12 protein-coding genes and 1 riboswitch are annotated in these 19,086 nt (G+C 46.7%); of the genes, 4 read left to right on the top strand and 8 right to left on the bottom strand.

Annotation, left to right across the window (positions count from 1 at the left end):
• Window positions 1–12: 12 nt before the first annotated feature.
• From Q369_RS0116645 to Q369_RS0116620, 6 genes are all read right to left on the bottom strand, one after another.
• A complete protein-coding gene (locus tag Q369_RS0116645; RefSeq protein ID WP_031528923.1) occupies window positions 13–387 on the bottom strand; it encodes an NADH-quinone oxidoreductase subunit A in 375 nt (124 codons plus the stop codon).
• A gap of 196 nt (window positions 388–583) precedes the next feature.
• Complete coding sequence (locus Q369_RS0116640) at window positions 584–2,719, bottom strand: sialate O-acetylesterase (RefSeq protein WP_031528922.1); 2,136 nt, start codon at window positions 2,717–2,719, stop codon at window positions 584–586.
• 161 nt (window positions 2,720–2,880) lie between these two features.
• On the bottom strand, window positions 2,881–5,958 hold the full coding sequence (locus Q369_RS0116635; protein WP_229206868.1) for a T9SS type A sorting domain-containing protein: 3,078 nt from the start codon (window positions 5,956–5,958) through the stop codon (window positions 2,881–2,883).
• A 171-nt stretch (window positions 5,959–6,129) separates the two neighbouring features.
• Window positions 6,130–7,137 (bottom strand): GTPase ObgE, encoded by a 1,008-nt coding sequence (gene obgE, locus Q369_RS0116630; RefSeq protein WP_031528920.1) that lies wholly within the window; start codon window positions 7,135–7,137, stop codon window positions 6,130–6,132.
• 28 nt (window positions 7,138–7,165) lie between these two features.
• Entirely contained in the window at window positions 7,166–7,741 is a 576-nt protein-coding gene (locus Q369_RS0116625; protein WP_031528919.1) for an adenylate kinase, read from the bottom strand.
• A gap of 149 nt (window positions 7,742–7,890) precedes the next feature.
• Window positions 7,891–8,691 carry a T9SS type A sorting domain-containing protein gene (locus Q369_RS0116620; protein WP_229206867.1) on the bottom strand — a complete coding sequence of 267 codons (801 nt, stop codon included), beginning with the start codon at window positions 8,689–8,691 and terminating at the stop codon, window positions 7,891–7,893.
• 171 nt (window positions 8,692–8,862) lie between these two features.
• Between Q369_RS0116620 and Q369_RS0116615 the strand changes: the two genes are divergently transcribed.
• The 4 genes from Q369_RS0116615 (at window position 8,863) to Q369_RS0116600 (ending at window position 15,668) form a co-directional block, all read left to right on the top strand.
• Window positions 8,863–10,680, top strand: a complete 1,818-nt coding sequence (locus tag Q369_RS0116615; RefSeq protein ID WP_031528917.1) for a sensor histidine kinase — start codon at window positions 8,863–8,865, stop codon at window positions 10,678–10,680.
• A 75-nt stretch (window positions 10,681–10,755) separates the two neighbouring features.
• The gene (locus tag Q369_RS0116610; protein WP_031528916.1) at window positions 10,756–13,398 is read left to right on the top strand and encodes a valine--tRNA ligase; all 2,643 of its coding nucleotides are present in this window, start codon (window positions 10,756–10,758) and stop codon (window positions 13,396–13,398) included.
• Window positions 13,399–13,517: 119 nt separating this feature from the next.
• Window positions 13,518–14,855: a DEAD/DEAH box helicase gene (locus Q369_RS0116605; RefSeq protein ID WP_031528915.1), complete on the top strand. Its 1,338-nt coding sequence runs from the start codon at window positions 13,518–13,520 to the stop codon at window positions 14,853–14,855.
• Between the two features lie 69 nt (window positions 14,856–14,924).
• Complete coding sequence (locus Q369_RS0116600; RefSeq protein ID WP_051664099.1) at window positions 14,925–15,668, top strand: tetratricopeptide repeat protein; 744 nt, start codon at window positions 14,925–14,927, stop codon at window positions 15,666–15,668.
• Window positions 15,669–15,741: 73 nt separating this feature from the next.
• Here Q369_RS0116600 and Q369_RS0116595 read toward each other — a convergent pair whose 3' ends face one another.
• Both Q369_RS0116595 and Q369_RS0116590 read right to left on the bottom strand, forming a co-directional pair.
• Window positions 15,742–16,821, bottom strand: coding sequence for a DUF5074 domain-containing protein (locus Q369_RS0116595; RefSeq protein ID WP_031528913.1), 1,080 nt, complete (start codon window positions 16,819–16,821; stop codon window positions 15,742–15,744).
• Window positions 16,822–16,865: 44 nt separating this feature from the next.
• Window positions 16,866–18,779 carry a TonB-dependent receptor plug domain-containing protein gene (locus Q369_RS0116590; protein ID WP_229206866.1) on the bottom strand — a complete coding sequence of 638 codons (1,914 nt, stop codon included), beginning with the start codon at window positions 18,777–18,779 and terminating at the stop codon, window positions 16,866–16,868.
• 78 nt (window positions 18,780–18,857) lie between these two features.
• Window positions 18,858–19,057, bottom strand: a riboswitch (cobalamin riboswitch).
• Window positions 19,058–19,086 lie beyond the last annotated feature (29 nt).

The raw sequence follows: 19,086 nt of genomic DNA, 5'->3' as shown, positions 1-19,086 counted from the left end.
CTAATGTTCAGGCTACTCTTCCCAGTTAAGTACACCCTTGCGGATCACGTAGTAGAAACCGGACAATAGTAAAGCCATAAACAACAACATCTCAATAAAACCAAACATTCCAAGTCCCTTAAAATTAACTGCCCAGGGATACATAAAGATTACTTCCACATCAAACAAAACGAACAGAATCGCAACCAGAAAGTACTTCACAGAAATAGGAGTACGGGCATCACCTACCGACTCGATACCGCATTCAAACGGATCATCTTTCAGTTTGCTCTTGCGGCTAGGACCAATCAGGTGGGTTACAATCATTGTTCCACCTATGAAAGCGGCAGCCAGAAAAAACTGGACCAGAATGGGAAGATAATCCGATGGGAGATAAGTGTTTTTCATTGCACAAGTGCTATACTGAATTCTTCAAGATTCTTTTAAAAAAACGTACAAGGTGGTATCCTGTCGTTTATCTCAAAATTAGCCTTTGCAAGTTTATCAATCAAATTCTTGAGTTTTTCTTTTGTTTAATTAGGATCATACTAAATAAGCCCCGTGTTGGCGGGGCTTATTTGGTTGATACCGGCAAGAAAAATGATTATCTGATTACAATCTGCTTGGTTAGACTTTGTCCTTGACCGGTCACGCGAAGAATGTATTTGCCGGTTGGAAGATATCCGAGATTAACCTGCATTCGGCTGTCGAGCAACCTTGGGCTGGTCGTTTTGATCACGCGCCCATAAAGATCGAAAATAGTTACAACCGCTTCTGCTATGTTGTCGCGGGACTCAATGTAGATGAAGTTACCCTCACTTGGATTTGGGTAAATGACAACATCATTTTGCTCATTTGTCTTAAACTCCTGAGATGCAGTATCTGAGTAGCAGGTAATGCTGTTATTGTCATTGATTGTGAAAACCACTTGTGCTCGGGTAGAGTAAACACCCGTTTTCAGGATTTTAACGATGTCTGTAATTGTATCGGTCTCGGTCTCAGGTCTTCTCCATGCAAATTGCTCGTTCAAGCCAGTTTCGCTGATGCTGGCGGTAATACTGAATGGACCGGAAGCTGCAATCACTGGTTTCGAGATCTGCGGCCTGATGATGAGCGAAGAGTTTGCAGAATTTTCGGAGACACAACCAAATATATTTTCAGCTCTCACGAAGTATTCACCACTTTCAGCAATTTTGGCGGTCGGGCCGGTTGCCAGCGGAGTTGTTGAACCTTGCTTGTACCAGCTGTAAATATCGCTGCCTTCCGCTACCGAAAACTGAAAAGAAGAATCTGCGCAAGCCTGCTGTTGCCCTTGTTGTAAAATACTCGGACGGGAAGGTTTGGCTTCGTGGTCCAGAACTACAACCGACGAAAGAAGCGAATTTCCAGCTCCATCCTTTACAGTAGCACGGTAGGTGCCGGCGGCTGAAACGGTAATGCTGCTGCTCTTTTCGCCTGTGCTCCATTCGTAAGACTGGTAACCTGTCGGCAGGGATATTCTTACGGCGTTGTTTTCAGTTACGCAAGCTGCCTCTACCGTCGGGATCGGAGCGGGTGCACTTGGTGTTACCGTCGCGAAAAAGTTTGCATCCAGGGTTTCATTCCATGCATTTGCAAGAATAGTCAATGCTTCTGTGCCTACGAAGTGGATACCATCCGGGCGGTTAGGCACGAGCGGATCAGTTTCTGGGCCGGGGTAAGTCGGATTAAAATCGGTGGCCAGCACTGCATTCTGTGCGGCGATAATCTGTGGGTAAACCTTTGATGGAACTCTGCTGTCCAGTGAAGCCCGGCTTGTTCTGGCAATTACCCAGGTAATCCGCTTATTCGTATCGCTGCTCAGCTGATTGATGATCTGCTGCATGTTAGCCTGATAAAATGAGGCTGTAGTTCCAAAAGCGCCGTCTGTTTCACCCTGCATCCAGAGAATCGCTCTTACTCCGTATTGATTTCCATAGTTACGCGCAGCGATACGGAGATTGGCGTAAGGCATTTGAGGAGCGTAGTGATAACCATAGTAGCTGTCCGTTGGCAATCCCTGAGAGCTGCGGGCCCAGTTTTCCACAGCTGTACCTTCCCAGGCTGTGTTGATGAACATTACCGGCATATTCAGCTTTTGTACGAGCAAATCACCAAGTATACCCCAACACCACGGCGTTTGTCCACGCGGTGACATTGTTTTAAGACCGGTAGTTACTTTTGAGAAAACTGGCGCAACAGGATCAGTCAGCAGATCCTTGTACATTCCCAATTCATCATTCTCGTAATTAGATACGTAAATGACGCGGTCGTCATTAGCTCCCGGACCCGGATACTCTTTCAAGCCTTGTGCATTGGATTGGCCTGCAATAATGAAAACCTCTCCGATACCGAAGCGGGAAAGAACATCCCTTGCAACGATTTTACCGTCCGAGACGCCTCTTACTTCCAAAGTATACCAACCTTGAAAAAGCTTCAGGTTTCCTGAAAAGACGCCGCCTTTTGGTGCTACTTCAAGATCCTGCCAGGGTGCATCAACTCCTTGTCCCTGAACAACGGGCACAGCTCGCACCTCTACTTTGTCCATAGGAACGGTAAATGTACCTGTAACCGTAATTTCGCGCTGGCCAGTTACATCTCTTTGATAAACTGACTGAAGTGAGGGAGAAGTGATTCTGATCTGAGAGAATGCTGCAGACGTAATGATACAGATCAACAGCAGTGCCTTCGCTACTACCTGGAGGATAATTCTATAATGCATTGGGAATTCTTATACGGGTAAAGTTTCTATCTCCGAACAATCTGAGTTTATTGGATTTTTCTAACGTATTAAATCGCAAAACGGACACAAATGTAAATGATTATTTTGGCTAAAATATAACCACTTGCTTTTTTTGATTGGCCGTTTTTTCTAAACCCGATTTACTGCACTATTATAAGTTTCTGAGTTGCATTAAAACTTGTAGAAACGATACGGACGATGTAAATACCACTGGAAAGTCCTGATAAATTGAAGAAGTGCTGGCGATCAAATTTCGCCACCTTGAATTTTTTGTGGATTACACCCCTGCTGTCAATGATTTGCACTTCTGCATTGACCACATCCGTGATTGTTTCAACAGTAAGTCTGCCGGTTGAATTCGGATTTGGAAATGCTATAAAACCCGGATTGTCATTGTCAGCGTAAAAGGTAAAAGGTGCTGAGAAATCAGAAAAACAGGTGAGCGTCGGGCTGTAAACGATCGTATTGTTAACCACATAGGTCCCTGACCTGATTGCTTTCAAAGTCGCGCTATTTTCTGGCAATATAGTTTCATTTAGCTTCCAAACGTGGTCACCGGTATTCAGGTTGTTTTCTGCAAACAACGTAAATGGTCCGAGCTGCCTGATCTCAGGTGCACTGGGGGAAGGTTTCACGTCAATAGCGACAGCCGCTGAGTACGGTGAAAAGCAGCCTTGTTCATCTTTAACCCGTGCAGCATAGCTCCCCGATTTAAATACCGATATATTTTGCCCTTCCTCCTCGTTGTTCCAGAAAAATAAGCTGCCATTCCTCGCCTGTAAAGTAATCGTATCACCATCGCAGAAAGTAGTTGCACTAAGTGCTTGTACAATTGGGGAAGGGGGTAATGCAAGTGTCGTTGTGGTAATTCTGTTACTTGGATCAGAGTAGCATTGAAATTCATTGATCGTCTGAACAGAATATTCGCCAGCCTGGGTTACTTTCAAAGTCTGTGTTGCGGCGCCATTGCTCCATAGAAATCCTGCCGCTTGTGTCGATTGCAGGTTTACACTCAGATCGGCACAGAAGGTAGTCGGGCCGTCGGCTTTAATCACGGGCGTTTGAGGTAGCGGATTTTTTATAACCTGGACAGCTGCTGATGCTGGCGACACGCACCCTTTTTCATCTTTGGCAGCGATGGTAAAGTTACCGGACTCCCGGATTTCGACATCGCGGCCAGTTTCGCCATTGCTCCACAGGTATGAAAATGCTTCGCTGCTTCTCAGTGTAGTAAAATCGCGCTCGCAGAAAGTGGTTGGCCGCAGTGCAGTGATCTGTGGGGTAGCAGGCAGCGGGTTTACTTTCACAGCAACAGCGTCAGAAGTAGATTCGCAACCATTGGCGTCACGCTGTTTGAGTGTGAAGTTTCCGGTTGTTGTAATAGAAATCGACCTTGTAGTTGCTTCGGTACTCCAGATGTTCCCGGTTTCATAGTTGGAAGTCAAGGCGACGTTTCCACCTGCACAAAACTCTGTATTGCCGCTGGCCGATATCACCGGCTTCTCCGGCAATGGATTTACCTTTACGTCAACTGCATCGGAAGCAGGAGAGTAGCAGCCAACCTCGTCGAGTGCGCGAACTGTATAAGCGCCGGAGGATTTTACAACAATACTTGATTCCTGGCCTCCATTAGACCAGACATTCTTTTCCTTCGAATCGGAAGTTAATCTTACTTCACCGCCGTCACAGAACGTAAGTACACCGGAAGCAGCGATTTTTGGTTTTGCAGGAAGTGGCGAGTTCAGGACTCTCATGTTAATCTTCTCGGACGACGCCTCGCATCCGTATACATTCGTGGTAGTCACGAAATAGTCACCGCCGGTGGTCACATTCAGGCGGTCACCTGTGAATCCATTGCTCCATCTTATATTTTCTGAGGTACTGGAGATTAATACTGCCGTGTTGCCCAGACAAACGGGATTGCTCCCTTCGATTGAAATCGTTGGCTGGTTCGGCTGAATGCTTTCATAAACACGGATTTCAGGTGAGTAGATGAAGTTGCCGCGGCCGTCCCTTGCATAAGCACGATAACTGCCGTTTCCAACCTGAATGCTGTTTGAGCTCTGGCCATTGTTCCAGCTGAAAGAATTGACGTTCCCATTTTCGACGGTAAGTGTAAGATTCCCATTTCCCGCACAGGAACTGTTGATACGCAGCGGGCTCTCGCTCTTATATGGTTCTGAATTGGCGAAAAAATTATCATTCAACTGCTGTGTCCATGCGTCAGCAAGCTGTGTTAAACCTTCGTTCATAAAGTGAACACCATCAGGATCAATGCGCGGAGTCTGGATCTGATCGGTGGAAGGACCTTCAAATACATTCCCTACATTGTTGATCACCCTGCGCTGACCTTCAATTACCTGCTGGTCTGATCCATTCCTATTGTTGTAGGATGTAAGTGAAACCACCCACGAGATATTGTGCCCCGATTCATTTCTGATGCTTTCGATTACAGTTTTAAGATCGTTCGCATAGCTGTCGGTAGAGGTGTTCACGTCATTATCAGCTTCTCCCTGTAACCACAAAATCCCCCTTAACCCGGTGATCGGCGCATATCTTTGTATAACCGCGCGCATATTCCCGTAAGGCATGCCACTGGGATCAATGGGAACACCTGTGTAAACTGAGTAACCGGTTCCGTTAATGCTTTCACGCCATGTTTTCACAGCAGTACCATACCAACCTGCATTATAGAAAAGGATAGGTACATTGAGGCGCGCCGCAAGATTATCGCCGAGCTTGCCCCAGCACCAGGCCGAGTAGCCGCGAGGCGCAATCTCCGAATCTGAGTTAAGGTGCTCGAAACTCGGGTATGGTAGATTTTCATATAGGCGGGGAGGCAGTGTGTTGTTGTATCGGATAGAGTTAACCCTGTCGTCCTGAGCGCCGGGAGCGCCCATGTTCTGGTATCCCTGTGCGTTGGATTGTCCTGCGACCAGGAAAACTTCTCCGACACCAACGTGGTCGATCTGGGACGAGCCAACAATCTGATCGCCTTTCCAGGCTCTTACTTCCAGGATGTACCAGCCTCCACTCGCGTCCAAACTGCCTGAGTAGAAACCGCCTTTAGGATCAGGCTTAATGGTTTTCCAATCATCTCTGGAGCCTGGTCCGTCGTTTCGCGGGGTGAGCTTTGCTTCTATTCTATCAACAACTTTGGTATAACTTCCCGAGATGTAAATAGTCGCTGAAAGGTTTTTATCACGTTGAAAGACCATGCGGTCCGACGGATAATCGATACTAATTTGTCCAAAAGTATTGAATGATAAAAAACTGATTCCTACCCAAAATAAGTATGGTAGATAGTGTTTCATAGTGGCTGTATATTCTTTTACGTAACTTACCGGACACACAATATGCGTCAGTTGGTTGCTTGTTTCAAGAAATTATTATTTTACGGGAAACGGCGAATTGATAAGCTCCCATACTTTATCTTTTAATTGTTCAATTCCTTCTTGAGTTATTGCTGAAATTAAAATGGTAGGGATGTTGTGAGGGAGCTGGCCTTTTAACTCAACTTTCTCTTCGTCAGTTAAAACGTCAGTCTTAGAAACGGCGAGGATGCGATTTTTATCTAGGAGAGAGGGATTATAAATCTTCAACTCTTGTAGCAACGTCTGATACTCAGCGGCAATGTCCTCGCTGTCAGCGGGTACCATAAATAGCAGAATGGAGTTCCTTTCAATGTGGCGGAGAAATCTTAGCCCGAGACCTTTACCCTGCGAAGCACCTTCGATGATACCCGGAATGTCGGCCATAACGAAAGATTTATAATCGCGGTACGACACTACACCAAGGTTAGGGACCAGCGTAGTAAAAGGATAATCAGCAATTTCAGGCCGTGCGGCAGATACTACGGAAAGCAGTGTCGATTTTCCTGCATTCGGAAAACCTACCAGACCTACGTCGGCGAGTACTTTAAGTTCGAGGATAATCCATGCTTCCAGGCCGGGTTCGCCGGGCTGTGCATGTTGGGGAGTCTGGTTGGTAGCGGATTTGAAATGGTCATTTCCCATTCCGCCGCGGCCGCCTCTGAGCAGGATTACTTCCTGTCCATCTTCGGTGATTTCAAAAAGTTCTTCGCCCGTTTCGCCGTTTTTGGCTATCGTCCCAAGCGGGACCTCCAAAATAATGTCTTTACCGATTGCGCCTGTCCTTCTTCCTCCTTCGCCGCCTTTTCCGTCAAAGGCTTTGACGTGTTTGGTATACTTAAGGTGAAGCAATGTCCAGAGCTGCGCATTGCCTTTCAGGATCACGTGGCCGCCGCGACCGCCATCGCCGCCGTCGGGACCACCTTTTTCAACGTGTTTTTCACGACGGAAATGAAGAGAACCAGCACCGCCTGCGCCCGATCGGGCATTTATTTTTACGTAGTCAATGAAGTTGGATGAAGCCATGTGTAGTATAGTGTAATGTCAGAACCGGTTACTGCAGACTTGAAATGCTGGCAGTTATCTCACTGAAAATGTGTTCGATCTCACCGATTCCGTCTATGGCTACAAACTTACCCTGTTCCTCATAGTAATCGGCCACAGGTCTTGTTTTATTATTGTATTCCTGAATGCGCTTGCTGATCAGCTCCACATTCTGATCATCTGGGCGGCCGGAGGTTTTACCACGGTTTAGCAAGCGCGCAAGCAGCTCGTCGTCACTTACCGACAATGCTACCATTACCGAAATGCTCTCATTGTAAGTTGCCAGCAGCTGATCCAGCGCTTCTGCCTGCTTTACAGTCCTCGGGAAACCGTCGAAAATAAAACCGGCAGCATCTTTATGTTCTTTGAGCTTATTATCGATCATTCCGATCACTACTTCATCCGGAACCAGAATGCCCTGGTCCATTAACGTTTTGGCCCTCAGCCCCAGCTCAGATCCCGCCTGTATTTCGGAACGGAGCAAATCGCCGGTTGAAAGGTGGATCAGATTGTACTTGGCAATGATTTTTTCACTCTGGGTACCTTTACCCGCGCCGGGAGGGCCAAACAGTATAAGATTCAGCATGTTGCTCTGGAAATTGATGTCGCAGTCTGTGGGATTTTAGGCAAATTTACAATTCTTACTAAATGTCAGCCTAATTGTCTAATAATTTTTACAAATAAAAAATCCCCTCAATGGTTGTTTTGAGGGGATTACAGGGGTCGATTACCTGATCAGGGAATTACAATGCGCTTTACGGCACCGTCTTCATTTTGTACAACTGTGACAAACAAGGTGCCTTTTGTATTCTTTTTAAGTTCAACCTGACCTACAAATTCGCCTTCAAAATCTTTGATCTCCTTGCTGCCAACTTCTTTGCCTTTGGTGTCTGTTACCACTACTTTCACGTCGCCTTTTACAGGCACATCGAAGCGTAAGTTGAGTATTCCGTTGTCGGGATTATTGGCATAAACCTGCAATGCACGCACGCTAGCCGGTTTTACAGATTCCTTCTCCCATATACCACCCATGCTTTTTCCAAAATCCTCCATATCCCGCATGAACACCTTCGCTTTCGGAGTAATTGCTCTTTCGAAAGTGCGGAAGTTGTTGCGGAATTTTTCTGAATCAAAGTCGTAAGAAAAGTCGTTGTTCCAGTGAAAAGCAAGCGGCTCCCGATCGTCGCGGTGGTCGATGATTGTTTTCCTGCGTTTTTTGGTGATTGTATTGTCGGCTCCGTCGTCCATTGTGATTGAGATCGTCTGCTTTTTCTTTTTGTCTACATTCAGGGAGTCGAGTACCTTTTCAACAAACCGATCCTTTTCCTCCCGCGTCATTGCGCCTACTTCATAGTCTTTTTCAATTCTCTTCAATTCACCATTATCATCTTCGGTAACCTGAATGTGAATCCTCGACTTTTTGCCTTTTTCTTCGGGTGTCCGTTCTTCTTTGGACTGGGCAAATAATGCATTCCCGATCACAGCGGAAATCAATAGCATTGAAAAGGTGAGCTTTTGGATAAATACAGCTTTCATAGGTTGCATTTGGTTATGTGTATGAATGGATTGTGCTCGTATAAAGTCCAGGATTTCACAGTTGTTAAATAATGTTAAAAGCAAATGCGGCAGAACCTGATACCTTAAATTTGTTACAGCAAGAATGTCGGTGAAGTGGAGGAAGGTGTTGCACCGGCGAAATGAAATTTTATGACAAAGCGGAAAATTCAGATTATAGTTGGTTTGATGTGCATTGCATTGATCGGCCTGATCGGGTTTCAGTGGTACTGGATCCGGGAAGCTATCGCGATCCGTAATGACCAGTTTAACCAGAAAGTGTCCGAATCGGTGCAGGAAGTGGTACACCGGCTTGAAAAGCAGGAAATGATGTATCTCCTGCAAAGGAGGATTGAAGCAGAGCAGCAGAAAAGCAAGCTCGACCGCATTGCCCAGCTCAGGAATATGCCCATGAAACGGGTTACTCCGCCAAACAGCCAGCCGCGGCCGGAACAAACCAGGGCTGTACAGCCCAAGCTCGAAATCGCGATTGGCCCGAACGGAGAGGAAATCCATTACCAGATTATCACCGAGGCGGTACCTACCGATGTGTTAAGCCCCAACTTCCGCATCATGGTAGATCATCAGCAGCGCATTATGGAGGAGTTTTTCCAGGCCCAGCAATATGGTATGGCGGGTATAGATGAGTTTATGCGCCGCCGGCTGGATGATGAAAAGAGACTTGGCAATGCATTCAGGGGTGTTTATGATACCGAGGCTACGAAGAATGGCGCACGTTCACATGCTAACCGCGACTCGGTATCGGGCGGGGCCGCAAACCGGAAGGTAGCGCTGCCAAATAGTAAAGCGGGCAGGAAATCCGGAATTACCATGAATGTAGGCGAGCCCGACCGCGCTGAGCTGCTGAAAGAGGTAATGAAGGATTTTATTTATACCAAAAGACCAATTGAACAACGCGTCAACCGCTTTTTACTGGATACTTTGCTTAAAAAGCAATTGGTGCAGAATGGGATTACCCTGCCTTATGAATTCGCCGTGCGCGGACAGGCGGGCGACAGCCTGATCTTTTCGACCGCCAGCCTGCGGCCGGGTGAATGGGAACAGAAATCCTACAAAGCTTCTCTTTTTCCCAGTGAAACTTTGAATGCACAGAGCGCCTTATATGTTTTTTTCCCCGATCAGCAGCGTTACATTTTGAGCAATATGGGTGTGATGTTTGGCGGATCCGGTATTCTGATCCTGGTGATACTGGCTTGCTTTTACATGGCAGTCACCACAATCCTTCGTCAGAAAAAGCTTTCAGATGTTAAAAACGATTTCATCAATAACATGACCCACGAGTTTAAAACGCCCATTTCCACTATCGCGTTGGCAGCGGAAATGGCGCATGAGAACTCGGCCAAGCTTCCCCAGAGCAACAATCCGCGGCTCGACAGGTACCTGGGCATAATCCGGGAAGAGAACAAGCGGCTCGGAACGCACGTGGAGAAAGTACTGCAAATGGCGTTGCTCGATAAAGGTCATGTTAAGCTTAAAATCAGTGAAGCCAATATGCACGATCTGATTGGAAAAGCATTGAACGGGCAAAGCGTACAGATAGAGCAGCAGGACGGGGAAGTGGATCTTGATTTTGAAGCAACCGACGAGATTGTAGCCGCGGACGAGGTACATATTTCCAATATCCTGAACAACCTGATCGATAATGCAATCAAGTACTCGCCTGATAAACTGCACATTGCGATAAGGACCTGGAACGAAAACGAGGGAATAGCCATTTCCATCGCAGACAAAGGTATCGGAATGACGCGTGAGCAGCAGCAGCGCATTTTCGACACATTCTACCGCGTGCCTACGGGGAATGTGCACGATGTAAAAGGTTTTGGGCTGGGATTAAGTTATGTCAAGAAAATGGTGGAGGCGCATGAGGGTACTGTAAAAGTACAGAGCAAACCTGGCGAAGGCAGCGTATTTACGGTTTGGCTGCCGCTAACCAAAGCGGCGATTTCTTAGAAATATCGGCCGCAAATCCTAACTTGCCTGCTTTTAATGCGCAATCGCCAGTTTAGGTAAATTTCTGACTACACAATGATTTCCAAAACATACGCTCCCCAGGAAATTGAGGACAAATGGTATTCTTATTGGATAGATAACCGTTTTTTTAACTCAAAACCCAATCCTGATAAAGAGCCTTACACGATCGTAATCCCACCTCCCAATGTGACAGGTGTACTGCACATGGGCCACATGCTTAATAATACAATTCAGGATATCCTCATCCGGAAAGCCAGAATGGAAGGCAAAGAGGCTTGCTGGGTGCCTGGTACCGACCATGCTTCCATTGCTACCGAAGCTAAAGTAGTGGCAATGCTCAGGGAAAAGGGGATTAACAAGCAGGATCTTACGCGCGAGGAATTCCTTGATTATTGCTGGGAATGGACGCACAAATACGGCGGTATCATCCTCAAGCAGCTCCGCAAGATTGGCGCTTCCTGCGATTGGGACCGTACGCGCTTCACGATGGAGCCGGACTTGTACGATTCGGTGATCGACGTTTTTATTGACCTATATAATAAAGGTGATATTTACCGCGGCCACAGAATGGTCAACTGGGACCCGCAGGCGCGGACTACCGTTTCTGACGAGGAAGTGATCATGAAAGAGGTGAATCAGAAACTGGTTTATCTCAAATACCCGCTTTTGGAGGACAATGGAAAGGGAAGCACGAAAGAAGGCGTTGTGATCGCTACTACCCGGCCGGAGACCATTATGGCGGATGTGGCGATTTGTGTGAATCCTGCTGACGAGCGTTACCAGCACTTAATTGGTAAACAAGTACTGATCCCGCTCATTGACCGTGCTATTCCAATTATCGCAGATGAATATGTAGAAATGGAATTTGGTACAGGCGCGCTGAAAGTAACGCCGGCGCACGATACCAATGATTATGAGCTGGGAAAAAAGCATAACCTGCAAATCATTGACCTGCTCAATGAAGATGGGACGTTGAATGGAAAAGCGCAGATATTGATAGGCGAAGATCGTTTTACAGCGCGTAAAAAGATCATTAAAATGCTCGAAGAATCAGGCAACCTCGTCAAAACGGAGGAGTATAAATCCAATGTAGGTCACTCTGAGCGTACGAATTCAGTTATCGAGCCGCGTCTTTCGGAGCAGTGGTTTTTGAAGATGGAGAAGATCAGCAAGCCTGCATTCGAGAATGTAATGAACGATACTGTTCAGCTGCTTCCTCCCAAATTCAAAAATACCTACCGCCACTGGATGGAGAATGTGCGTGACTGGAATATCAGCCGCCAGCTTTGGTGGGGCCACCGCATTCCGGCTTACTACCTGAAAGACGGTACGATCATTATTGCCAAATCCAAACGCGAAGCTTTGCGAAAGGCGCAGCATGAATACCAGCTTTTTGCATTGACAGAAGAAGATATCACCCAGGATCCCGACGTACTCGATACTTGGTTTTCATCATGGCTGTGGCCAATTTCTGTTTTCAATGGGATCAAAGAGCCCGATAATGAAGAGGTTAACTACTACTATCCTACAAATGATCTGGTTACGGCGCCTGAGATCCTGTTCTTCTGGGTTGCGCGCATGATCATTGCAGGTTACGAGTACCGCGGTCAGTATCCTTTTAAAAATGTGTATCTGACTGGCATTGTACGTGACAAGCTTGGTCGGAAAATGTCCAAGTCACTTGGTAACTCGCCTGATCCGATCGATTTAATCGAACAATATGGTGCCGATAGTATCCGTACCGGAATGCTTTTCAGCTCGCAGGCGGGAAATGATTTGCCTTATGACGAAAAGCTGGTGGAGCAAGGCAGGAACTTTGGAAATAAGATCTGGAATGCATTCAGGCTTGTAAAAGGCTGGACTGTTGATGCTCAGATTGCAAGTCCCGAAGGTTCGTTGCTGGCGGTTCGCTGGTTTGAAAGCAAGCTGAACCAGGCTTTGGCAGAGGTACACGATCATTTTTCCAAATTCCGTATTTCCGACGCGCTGAATTCGGTTTATAAATTGATCTGGGACGATTTCTGTGCACAGTACCTGGAAATGATTAAGCCGGGTTTCGAGCAGCCGATCGACGCGGAGATATACAATGCGACGCTCGACTTTTTTGATCGCTTAATGCGGATCCTGCATCCGTTTATGCCTTTCATTTCGGAAGAGATCTGGCAGAATATCATTGAGCGGGCGCAAAATGATTCGATTTGCATTGCTCCGTACCCGCAAGCAAAAGAAAGCGATCAGGCTTTGCTGACTGATTTTGAGATACTTTTTGAGCTCGTCTCAGCTGTTCGCAATATCCGGAATACCAAAGGGATCAGTCCGAAAATTGAGCTTCCATTGGCAATCCGCACCGATGCTGCTGAACGCTACAATCGACTGGAAAGTCTAATTCGGAAGCTCGCAAATGTGGAAGCTGTTCAATACGTGACCGAAGAAGGCGAAGGAACTTCATTCCGCGTGAAATCGGATGAATTTTTTGTCAATCTGGCTGATGAGGTGGACGCGGAATCGGAGCGCGAAAATTTGCAGAAAGAACTGGAATACACGCAGGGTTTCCTCGATGCTGTTTTGAAAAAGCTTTCGAATGAGCGCTTTGTCCAGAATGCAAAAGGGGATATTGTCGAGAAGGAGCGGCAAAAGCAGGCTGACGCGGAAGCCAAGATTGAAACTCTGAAAGAAGCGCTGGCCCGGTTAGGTTGATATTCTTACTAAATACAATAAGAAAAAGCATAGTGTAAACGCACTGTGCTTTTCTTGCTTTGAGGCAGTAGTAAGTGCCTGAAAGCCCGCTGCTGTCTTAGTTTTCGTAACTTTGCAGAATGCAGACTACGCAAAACAAATTTGAGCAGTTCAAGCTCAACCGCCAATTACTGAATGCAATTGAAGAAGCGGGTTACACAGAACCTACACCGATTCAAGAGCAGGCGATCCCGCTGGCATTGGCCGGACAAGACATACTAGGTATTGCGCAAACCGGTACCGGGAAAACAGCCGCTTATACTTTGCCGCTTCTGATGCGCATTAAATTCGCACAGGGTGAACATCCGCGTGCATTGATCATGGCGCCAACGCGGGAACTCGCAATGCAAATCTCTGAGGCCATTCACGTATTGTCCAAGTATACAGATATCCGCACGGTAGTGTTGTATGGCGGAGTTGGCCCTAAAACGCAGATCGAGAATTTGCGTAAAGGTGTCGATATCATCGTTGCGACTCCCGGCCGTTTCATGGATTTATACTTTCAGGAAGAGATCGTGGTAAAGCACCTAAATGTGATGGTGCTCGATGAGGCGGATAAAATGATGGATATGGGCTTTATGCCGCAGATCAGGAAGCTACTGGAAATTATTCCGAGAAAAAGGCAGAATATGCTTTTCTCAGCTACTTTTTCCGAAAAAGTAGAGCGGCTATCGCACGAATTCCTTGAATTCCCAACGCGTATCGAAGTTACTCCGCAGGCCACAACTGCTGAAATGGTATCGCAGACTTTATACGAGGTGCCCAACTTTCGTACAAAAATTAACCTGCTCTCATACTTTCTGAAAACGAGGGACGATTTTAACCGCGTCCTGGTATTTACCAGAAGTCGGGAAGTCGCAGGTTTGGTACACGATAACCTCCTCAATCGGGTAGTAAGAGAAAATGAATTGAAAGTAATTCACGCCAATAAAGGCCAGAATACACGTATCAATGCAATGGAAGCTTTCCGTTCAGGCTCTGTGCGCGTAATGGTAGCCACAGACGTGGTGTCGCGTGGGATAGATATCACCGAAGTAAGCCACGTGATCAACTTCGATGTTCCGCTCATTTATGAAGATTATGTGCACCGGATCGGTCGCACCGGACGGGCAAATAAGATAGGAGAGGCGATCACATTTATGACAATGGCCGACGAATACCACATCCGGAAGATCGAACAGATTATCCGAATGGAAATTCCGCGGGAGGAGCTGCCCGAAGATCTGGATATCGCGCCGACACCCATTCCTGAGCGCCAGGATATGCTCCGCGAAATCGATAATCAGAAACGCAGAGAAGATCCAACCTTCCTAGGCGCATTTCACGAGAAGAAGAAAACCTACCACAGCAAACCCAAAGATCTTTCAAAAGGCGGGCAAAAGCGGAGGGGTTCCGGGGGGAGAAGTAAACGGAAATAATGCAATACATTCCCGATAAAACCGTTTAACTTGGACAATAGAAAACCTGTTTCTCTATTTAAGTAATATATGAAAGAATCTGTTTTTGTTTGGCTTGCGGTTCTTATACCTGTCTTTGGCCTTGCGCAAAACACGCATCTTGCAAGCGCCAGCGCCGCCACCTCAGGTACGAATACGACGCAGAAGAAACCCCTGGAATTAAAAGAAAGACGCATTCTTCCGCTGTTTGGTGAGGTAAGTAAAACCTCCGAGCAGATTGACGAAGAAATCAAGTTCCTGAGTGAATGCGACAAGTCTTTTCCAAGTCGTACAGAAGCCAGCAGCTTTTTTGCTGCCCGTGCGTGGGAGTACCTGCAAGAGGGTTCGCTGGATACTGCCTGCTATCGTTTCAATCTTGCGCAGCTGCTCAACGATAAGAATGTGGAAGCTTACTGGGGATTGGGGGTAGTGTCTTACCAGCGTGAAAATTGGGTGGATGCGAAGCGGATGCTGAGTAAGGGAGTTAGTCTGCAGGGAGATAATGTTCCGCTATTGGTGGACCTTTCAACTGTCGACCTGAAACTTTATGCGATTACCAGCCGGAAAGAAGAACTGGATGAAGCCGCCGAGCTCCTGAAACATGCTACTGCGGTGGATTCAACTTACGCACTCGGACAGTACAATTTGTCGCTTTTACATTATAACCTCAATGAACTCGATAAATCCTGGGAGCATTTACATAAAGGCCGGCTGCTGGATTTGTCACAAATGAATTTTGAATTTGTGGAACTGCTGAAAGCCAAAATGCCTGATCCGCAAGGTTTTTTCAAGTAATTTTTTTCATAAGTATTTAAATGCAAAAAGCGCCCCTGAATGTCAGAGGCTCTTTTTGCATTTGATTTAAAACCTATTGAAAGAAGAATCCTGTCGGCGCAACATTTACTCTCACAGAATCAACAAGCGAGCCGTCGGCGCGGTAGCGGACTGCATACCCTGCCTGCGCGTAAGAAGGTGTTACTCCTGCGTAGATCAAACCTTGTGACGGATCAATTGCCAAACCCGTGAAAACCCTTTTGATAAGCGGGGTAGCCAGACTGATCTGCGCATCGTTGATGCCGAATTTGTAGGTTTCTCCGTGTGAAACGTAGTTGGCGTCGTAATGTGACAATGTGAAAACAATGGATCTCAGGTCATTGGTCAATGCAAAATTACCTGCTGATTTCTTTGCATCAGTACCAATCGGCAAAGTTGTTTCAATCGCATAAGAAGCCGGATCAATCCTCACTGCCTTAATACCAGCACCAGCCCACAATTTTCCATTCGCATCAATGCCGATAGGCGTAGGTGTACCGTCCACGTTGATCGTTTTTGTTACCGCTTCGGCATTTGTATCTACTACATACAGCGTTTTGCCTCCTGTGTTGGAGGTTGTTCCTACAAACAACTTACCTGTCGTAAATACCAGGTTTTCCGGTCCGTCGGCAATCGCAATTTTCTTGGTTACCTTTCTTGTGTTCAGGTCGATCACGGCAATGTAGCCAGTTGTGTAGTTGTAGTCGGCATTGGTACCCCAGCAAGAAACGTAAGCGCGGTTTCCAGCAACTACAACTTCTCTTGGGTTCTCGATGTCCGGCGCACCAATTGTACCTTGTCTTTGAAAAGTATATGCATTTACAAACTCAACCTTGTCCATTCCGGCTTTGGAATTATCAACCAGGATGATACCGTACTCTCCCGACGCAGCATAACCCTGTACGCCGCCTGTCAGGCCGGAACCATTTACTTTGGAGAAAATATCGGTTTCGGCAGTGGTATTTTCGCGTTTTAAGAATGAGATAGCGCCATTATTCTGATCGAAATTACCCTCATTCACCACGAAAACGCCTCTTGCAAAATCCCCTTTCGGCTCGGGATCACTTTGGTTACATGAGGAGACTGCTGCTGAGAATGCGATGAAGTAAAGTACTCTTGATAATCGTTGTTTCATCTTGATTTTGATTTATATAAAAAGTGTTATTCAAACTTAAAAGGTCAATTCCGCGGCGTTTTTGCATTTGAGTCAAAGGCTGCGATCAGGTTGATCGCGAAGCTTCTGCCGGGCAGTGCATTATTTTGTACGCTCAGATAAAACGTATTTGTCACATTGTTGATCTGTCCCTGCATCCGCAAATATACTTTGCCAAACGAAAAGGAGGTTTCTGCAATCAAATGGAGCAGTGCATATTCTTTCAGGAAAGTGGTATTGTCAAAAGTAGTAAACCGCTTGCCCGCAAATTGCAGCTGACCTGTGAGCTTGGTATTTCGATATTGCGCAAATGCATTCAGCCCGGCTGTATGGAGTGGCACAAAACGCAGCTGTTTTCCGATGACATCAGCAGAATATGCATCATAGGCTCTCTCCTGAATGCTTTTGTTATATGCGTAGGTCAGGTTCGTTCCCAGTTGGGTTACATCTATGCTGCCGCGCCACCCTGCCTGGATTTCCAGTCCGCGAGCAAGTACCTGCTGTAAATTTTCAATGCGATAATTTTTGGCCGGATTCCAGTAAGTCCAATCCCTGATCCGGTTGTGATAAGCTGTTATAGTTACATTTAACAGGCTTTTAGGTGAAATAACGAGGGTTTGCTCGATTCCGGCTTCCTTGTTCCAGCCATTCTCAGGCTTGATATGGGGATCGCCAAGTACTGCCCAATAGCGTTCATTTAGAGTAGGCACACGGTAACTTCTCGCAACCGAGCTTTCGAGCCTTAACTTATAATCTGGTAAATTAATCAGCTGGTATTCGGCGCCCAGTGATGGGGTAAATGGCGGATTATACCCTGTTGTCAGCGCCTGACGAAGATTGAGGGATACCACTAATGGTGCATTGGCCTGCCAGCGGGTAAGGAGGAAAAGGTCGCCGCGGTTTTCCGTAATCACAGGAGTTTCGTAGCCAGCTACTTTGGCCCGGTAATGCGTCCATTCCGCTCCTGCCTTTATCGAGATATTGCTGCCACTTTGATTCAGTGCGAAGTCAAAATCCTTTTCAATGCGATTTGAAAATTTATCGGTTACAGCATGGTCGAGCTGGCGGTAATTGCCTTTTGCGTAATCAATGATATCGCGCACCCAGGCTGCACGTGCTGTAAAATCGTGAAAATTATATCGCAGCATCGCCCGGTAGGCTTTGGTTAAAGTGAGCTCGCGGCCCGCAGTATCAGCCGGCGAAGTGGTCAGTTTGTTGCTGGTAAGCCAGGCATGCGCAGAGATTTCCTGATTGTTTTTACCAATAAGAAAAATATCCTGAACCACTCCGCGCTGGAATGTTTCCGAAGGTAGCAATGCATATTCCCGCCGCTGCCGGTAGGGAAAGTGGTTGTTCATCCGGTTATCGTAAAAACTGGTTTTCCCGGAAACCCGCCAGCTGTTCCGTAGCGTCGATCCATAGCGGGTAGCAAGTTGCTTCTGATAATTGTGAAAACTTTCGACCTGATTTCCCAATAGCACTTTGAACCCATTCTCCGCCGCAGCACTATTCAGCAAAATGCTCCCGCCAACTGCGTCAGTTCCCACAATGCTCGCAGCTGAACCATATTGAATTGACAATGCATCGAACCCGGCGACTGGTATGGTTGAAAAGTCAGTTTGTCCCAAAATGGGCGAATTGATATTCAATCCATTCCAGAGTACAGCCGTGTGGTTAGCCGATGTTCCCCGGAAGAATGCGGTGGTAAGCTGTCCCGGGCCATATTTGTTGAATGAGATCGGGGTATGAATGGACAGCAGTTCACTGATGTTCTGAAACTGAAATGTAAGCAGACTGGCTGAGTCGATTTGCTGCACTTTCAGGCCGCTCATAAACTTTTCAGGCACAAAACCTTTGATATTGACCGGCTGCAAAGCAATAGAGTCCGTTTGTGCATGGGTTAGTACCGGAAGACAAGTCCCTGCCGCAATACCTGCCAAAATCAAAATCCGCTTTACAAAAGTCACCTGGGTATTCTCTGGATAGTAACAGGCCCGCTGCTTTTCCTCCGAAAGCGTTGTAGCACGAATGATCTGGCAGGTCTCCTGGCTCGCCTTTTGGCCCGGTGCCTTCCCGTTTTTCAACAGTGGCTTAGAAGATCGGGTCAATGGAACAGACTTACAGTTGCGGGGACAGCTTCCGGTTTTAACGAAATTCCCTATTAAGCCACGAAAAGCAGTATTGAAGTTGCTACGGGCACCAAACGGCCGCAAAGGTAGCTAATTGCATTCGTTTTATGACCGAATG

Origin of the sequence: Dyadobacter crusticola DSM 16708, assembly GCF_000701505.1 — a bacterium.
Classification (GTDB): Bacteria; Bacteroidota; Bacteroidia; order Cytophagales; family Spirosomataceae; genus Dyadobacter; species Dyadobacter crusticola.
Note: the sequence above shows the minus strand (reverse complement) of the source record. Positions and strands in the feature narration are given on the sequence as shown.

Coding starts and splice junctions, on each gene's coding strand:
- Q369_RS0116645 (WP_031528923.1), bottom strand. CDS start 387: ATGAAAAACACTTATCTCCCATCGGATTATCTTCCCATTCTGGTCCAG.
- Q369_RS0116640 (WP_031528922.1), bottom strand. CDS start 2,719: ATGCATTATAGAATTATCCTCCAGGTAGTAGCGAAGGCACTGCTGTTG.
- Q369_RS0116635 (WP_229206868.1), bottom strand. CDS start 5,958: ATGGTCTTTCAACGTGATAAAAACCTTTCAGCGACTATTTACATCTCG.
- obgE (WP_031528920.1), bottom strand. CDS start 7,137: ATGGCTTCATCCAACTTCATTGACTACGTAAAAATAAATGCCCGATCG.
- Q369_RS0116625 (WP_031528919.1), bottom strand. CDS start 7,741: ATGCTGAATCTTATACTGTTTGGCCCTCCCGGCGCGGGTAAAGGTACC.
- Q369_RS0116620 (WP_229206867.1), bottom strand. CDS start 8,691: ATGAAAGCTGTATTTATCCAAAAGCTCACCTTTTCAATGCTATTGATT.
- Q369_RS0116615 (WP_031528917.1), top strand. CDS start 8,863: ATGACAAAGCGGAAAATTCAGATTATAGTTGGTTTGATGTGCATTGCA.
- Q369_RS0116610 (WP_031528916.1), top strand. CDS start 10,756: ATGATTTCCAAAACATACGCTCCCCAGGAAATTGAGGACAAATGGTAT.
- Q369_RS0116605 (WP_031528915.1), top strand. CDS start 13,518: ATGCAGACTACGCAAAACAAATTTGAGCAGTTCAAGCTCAACCGCCAA.
- Q369_RS0116600 (WP_051664099.1), top strand. CDS start 14,925: ATGAAAGAATCTGTTTTTGTTTGGCTTGCGGTTCTTATACCTGTCTTT.
- Q369_RS0116595 (WP_031528913.1), bottom strand. CDS start 16,821: ATGAAACAACGATTATCAAGAGTACTTTACTTCATCGCATTCTCAGCA.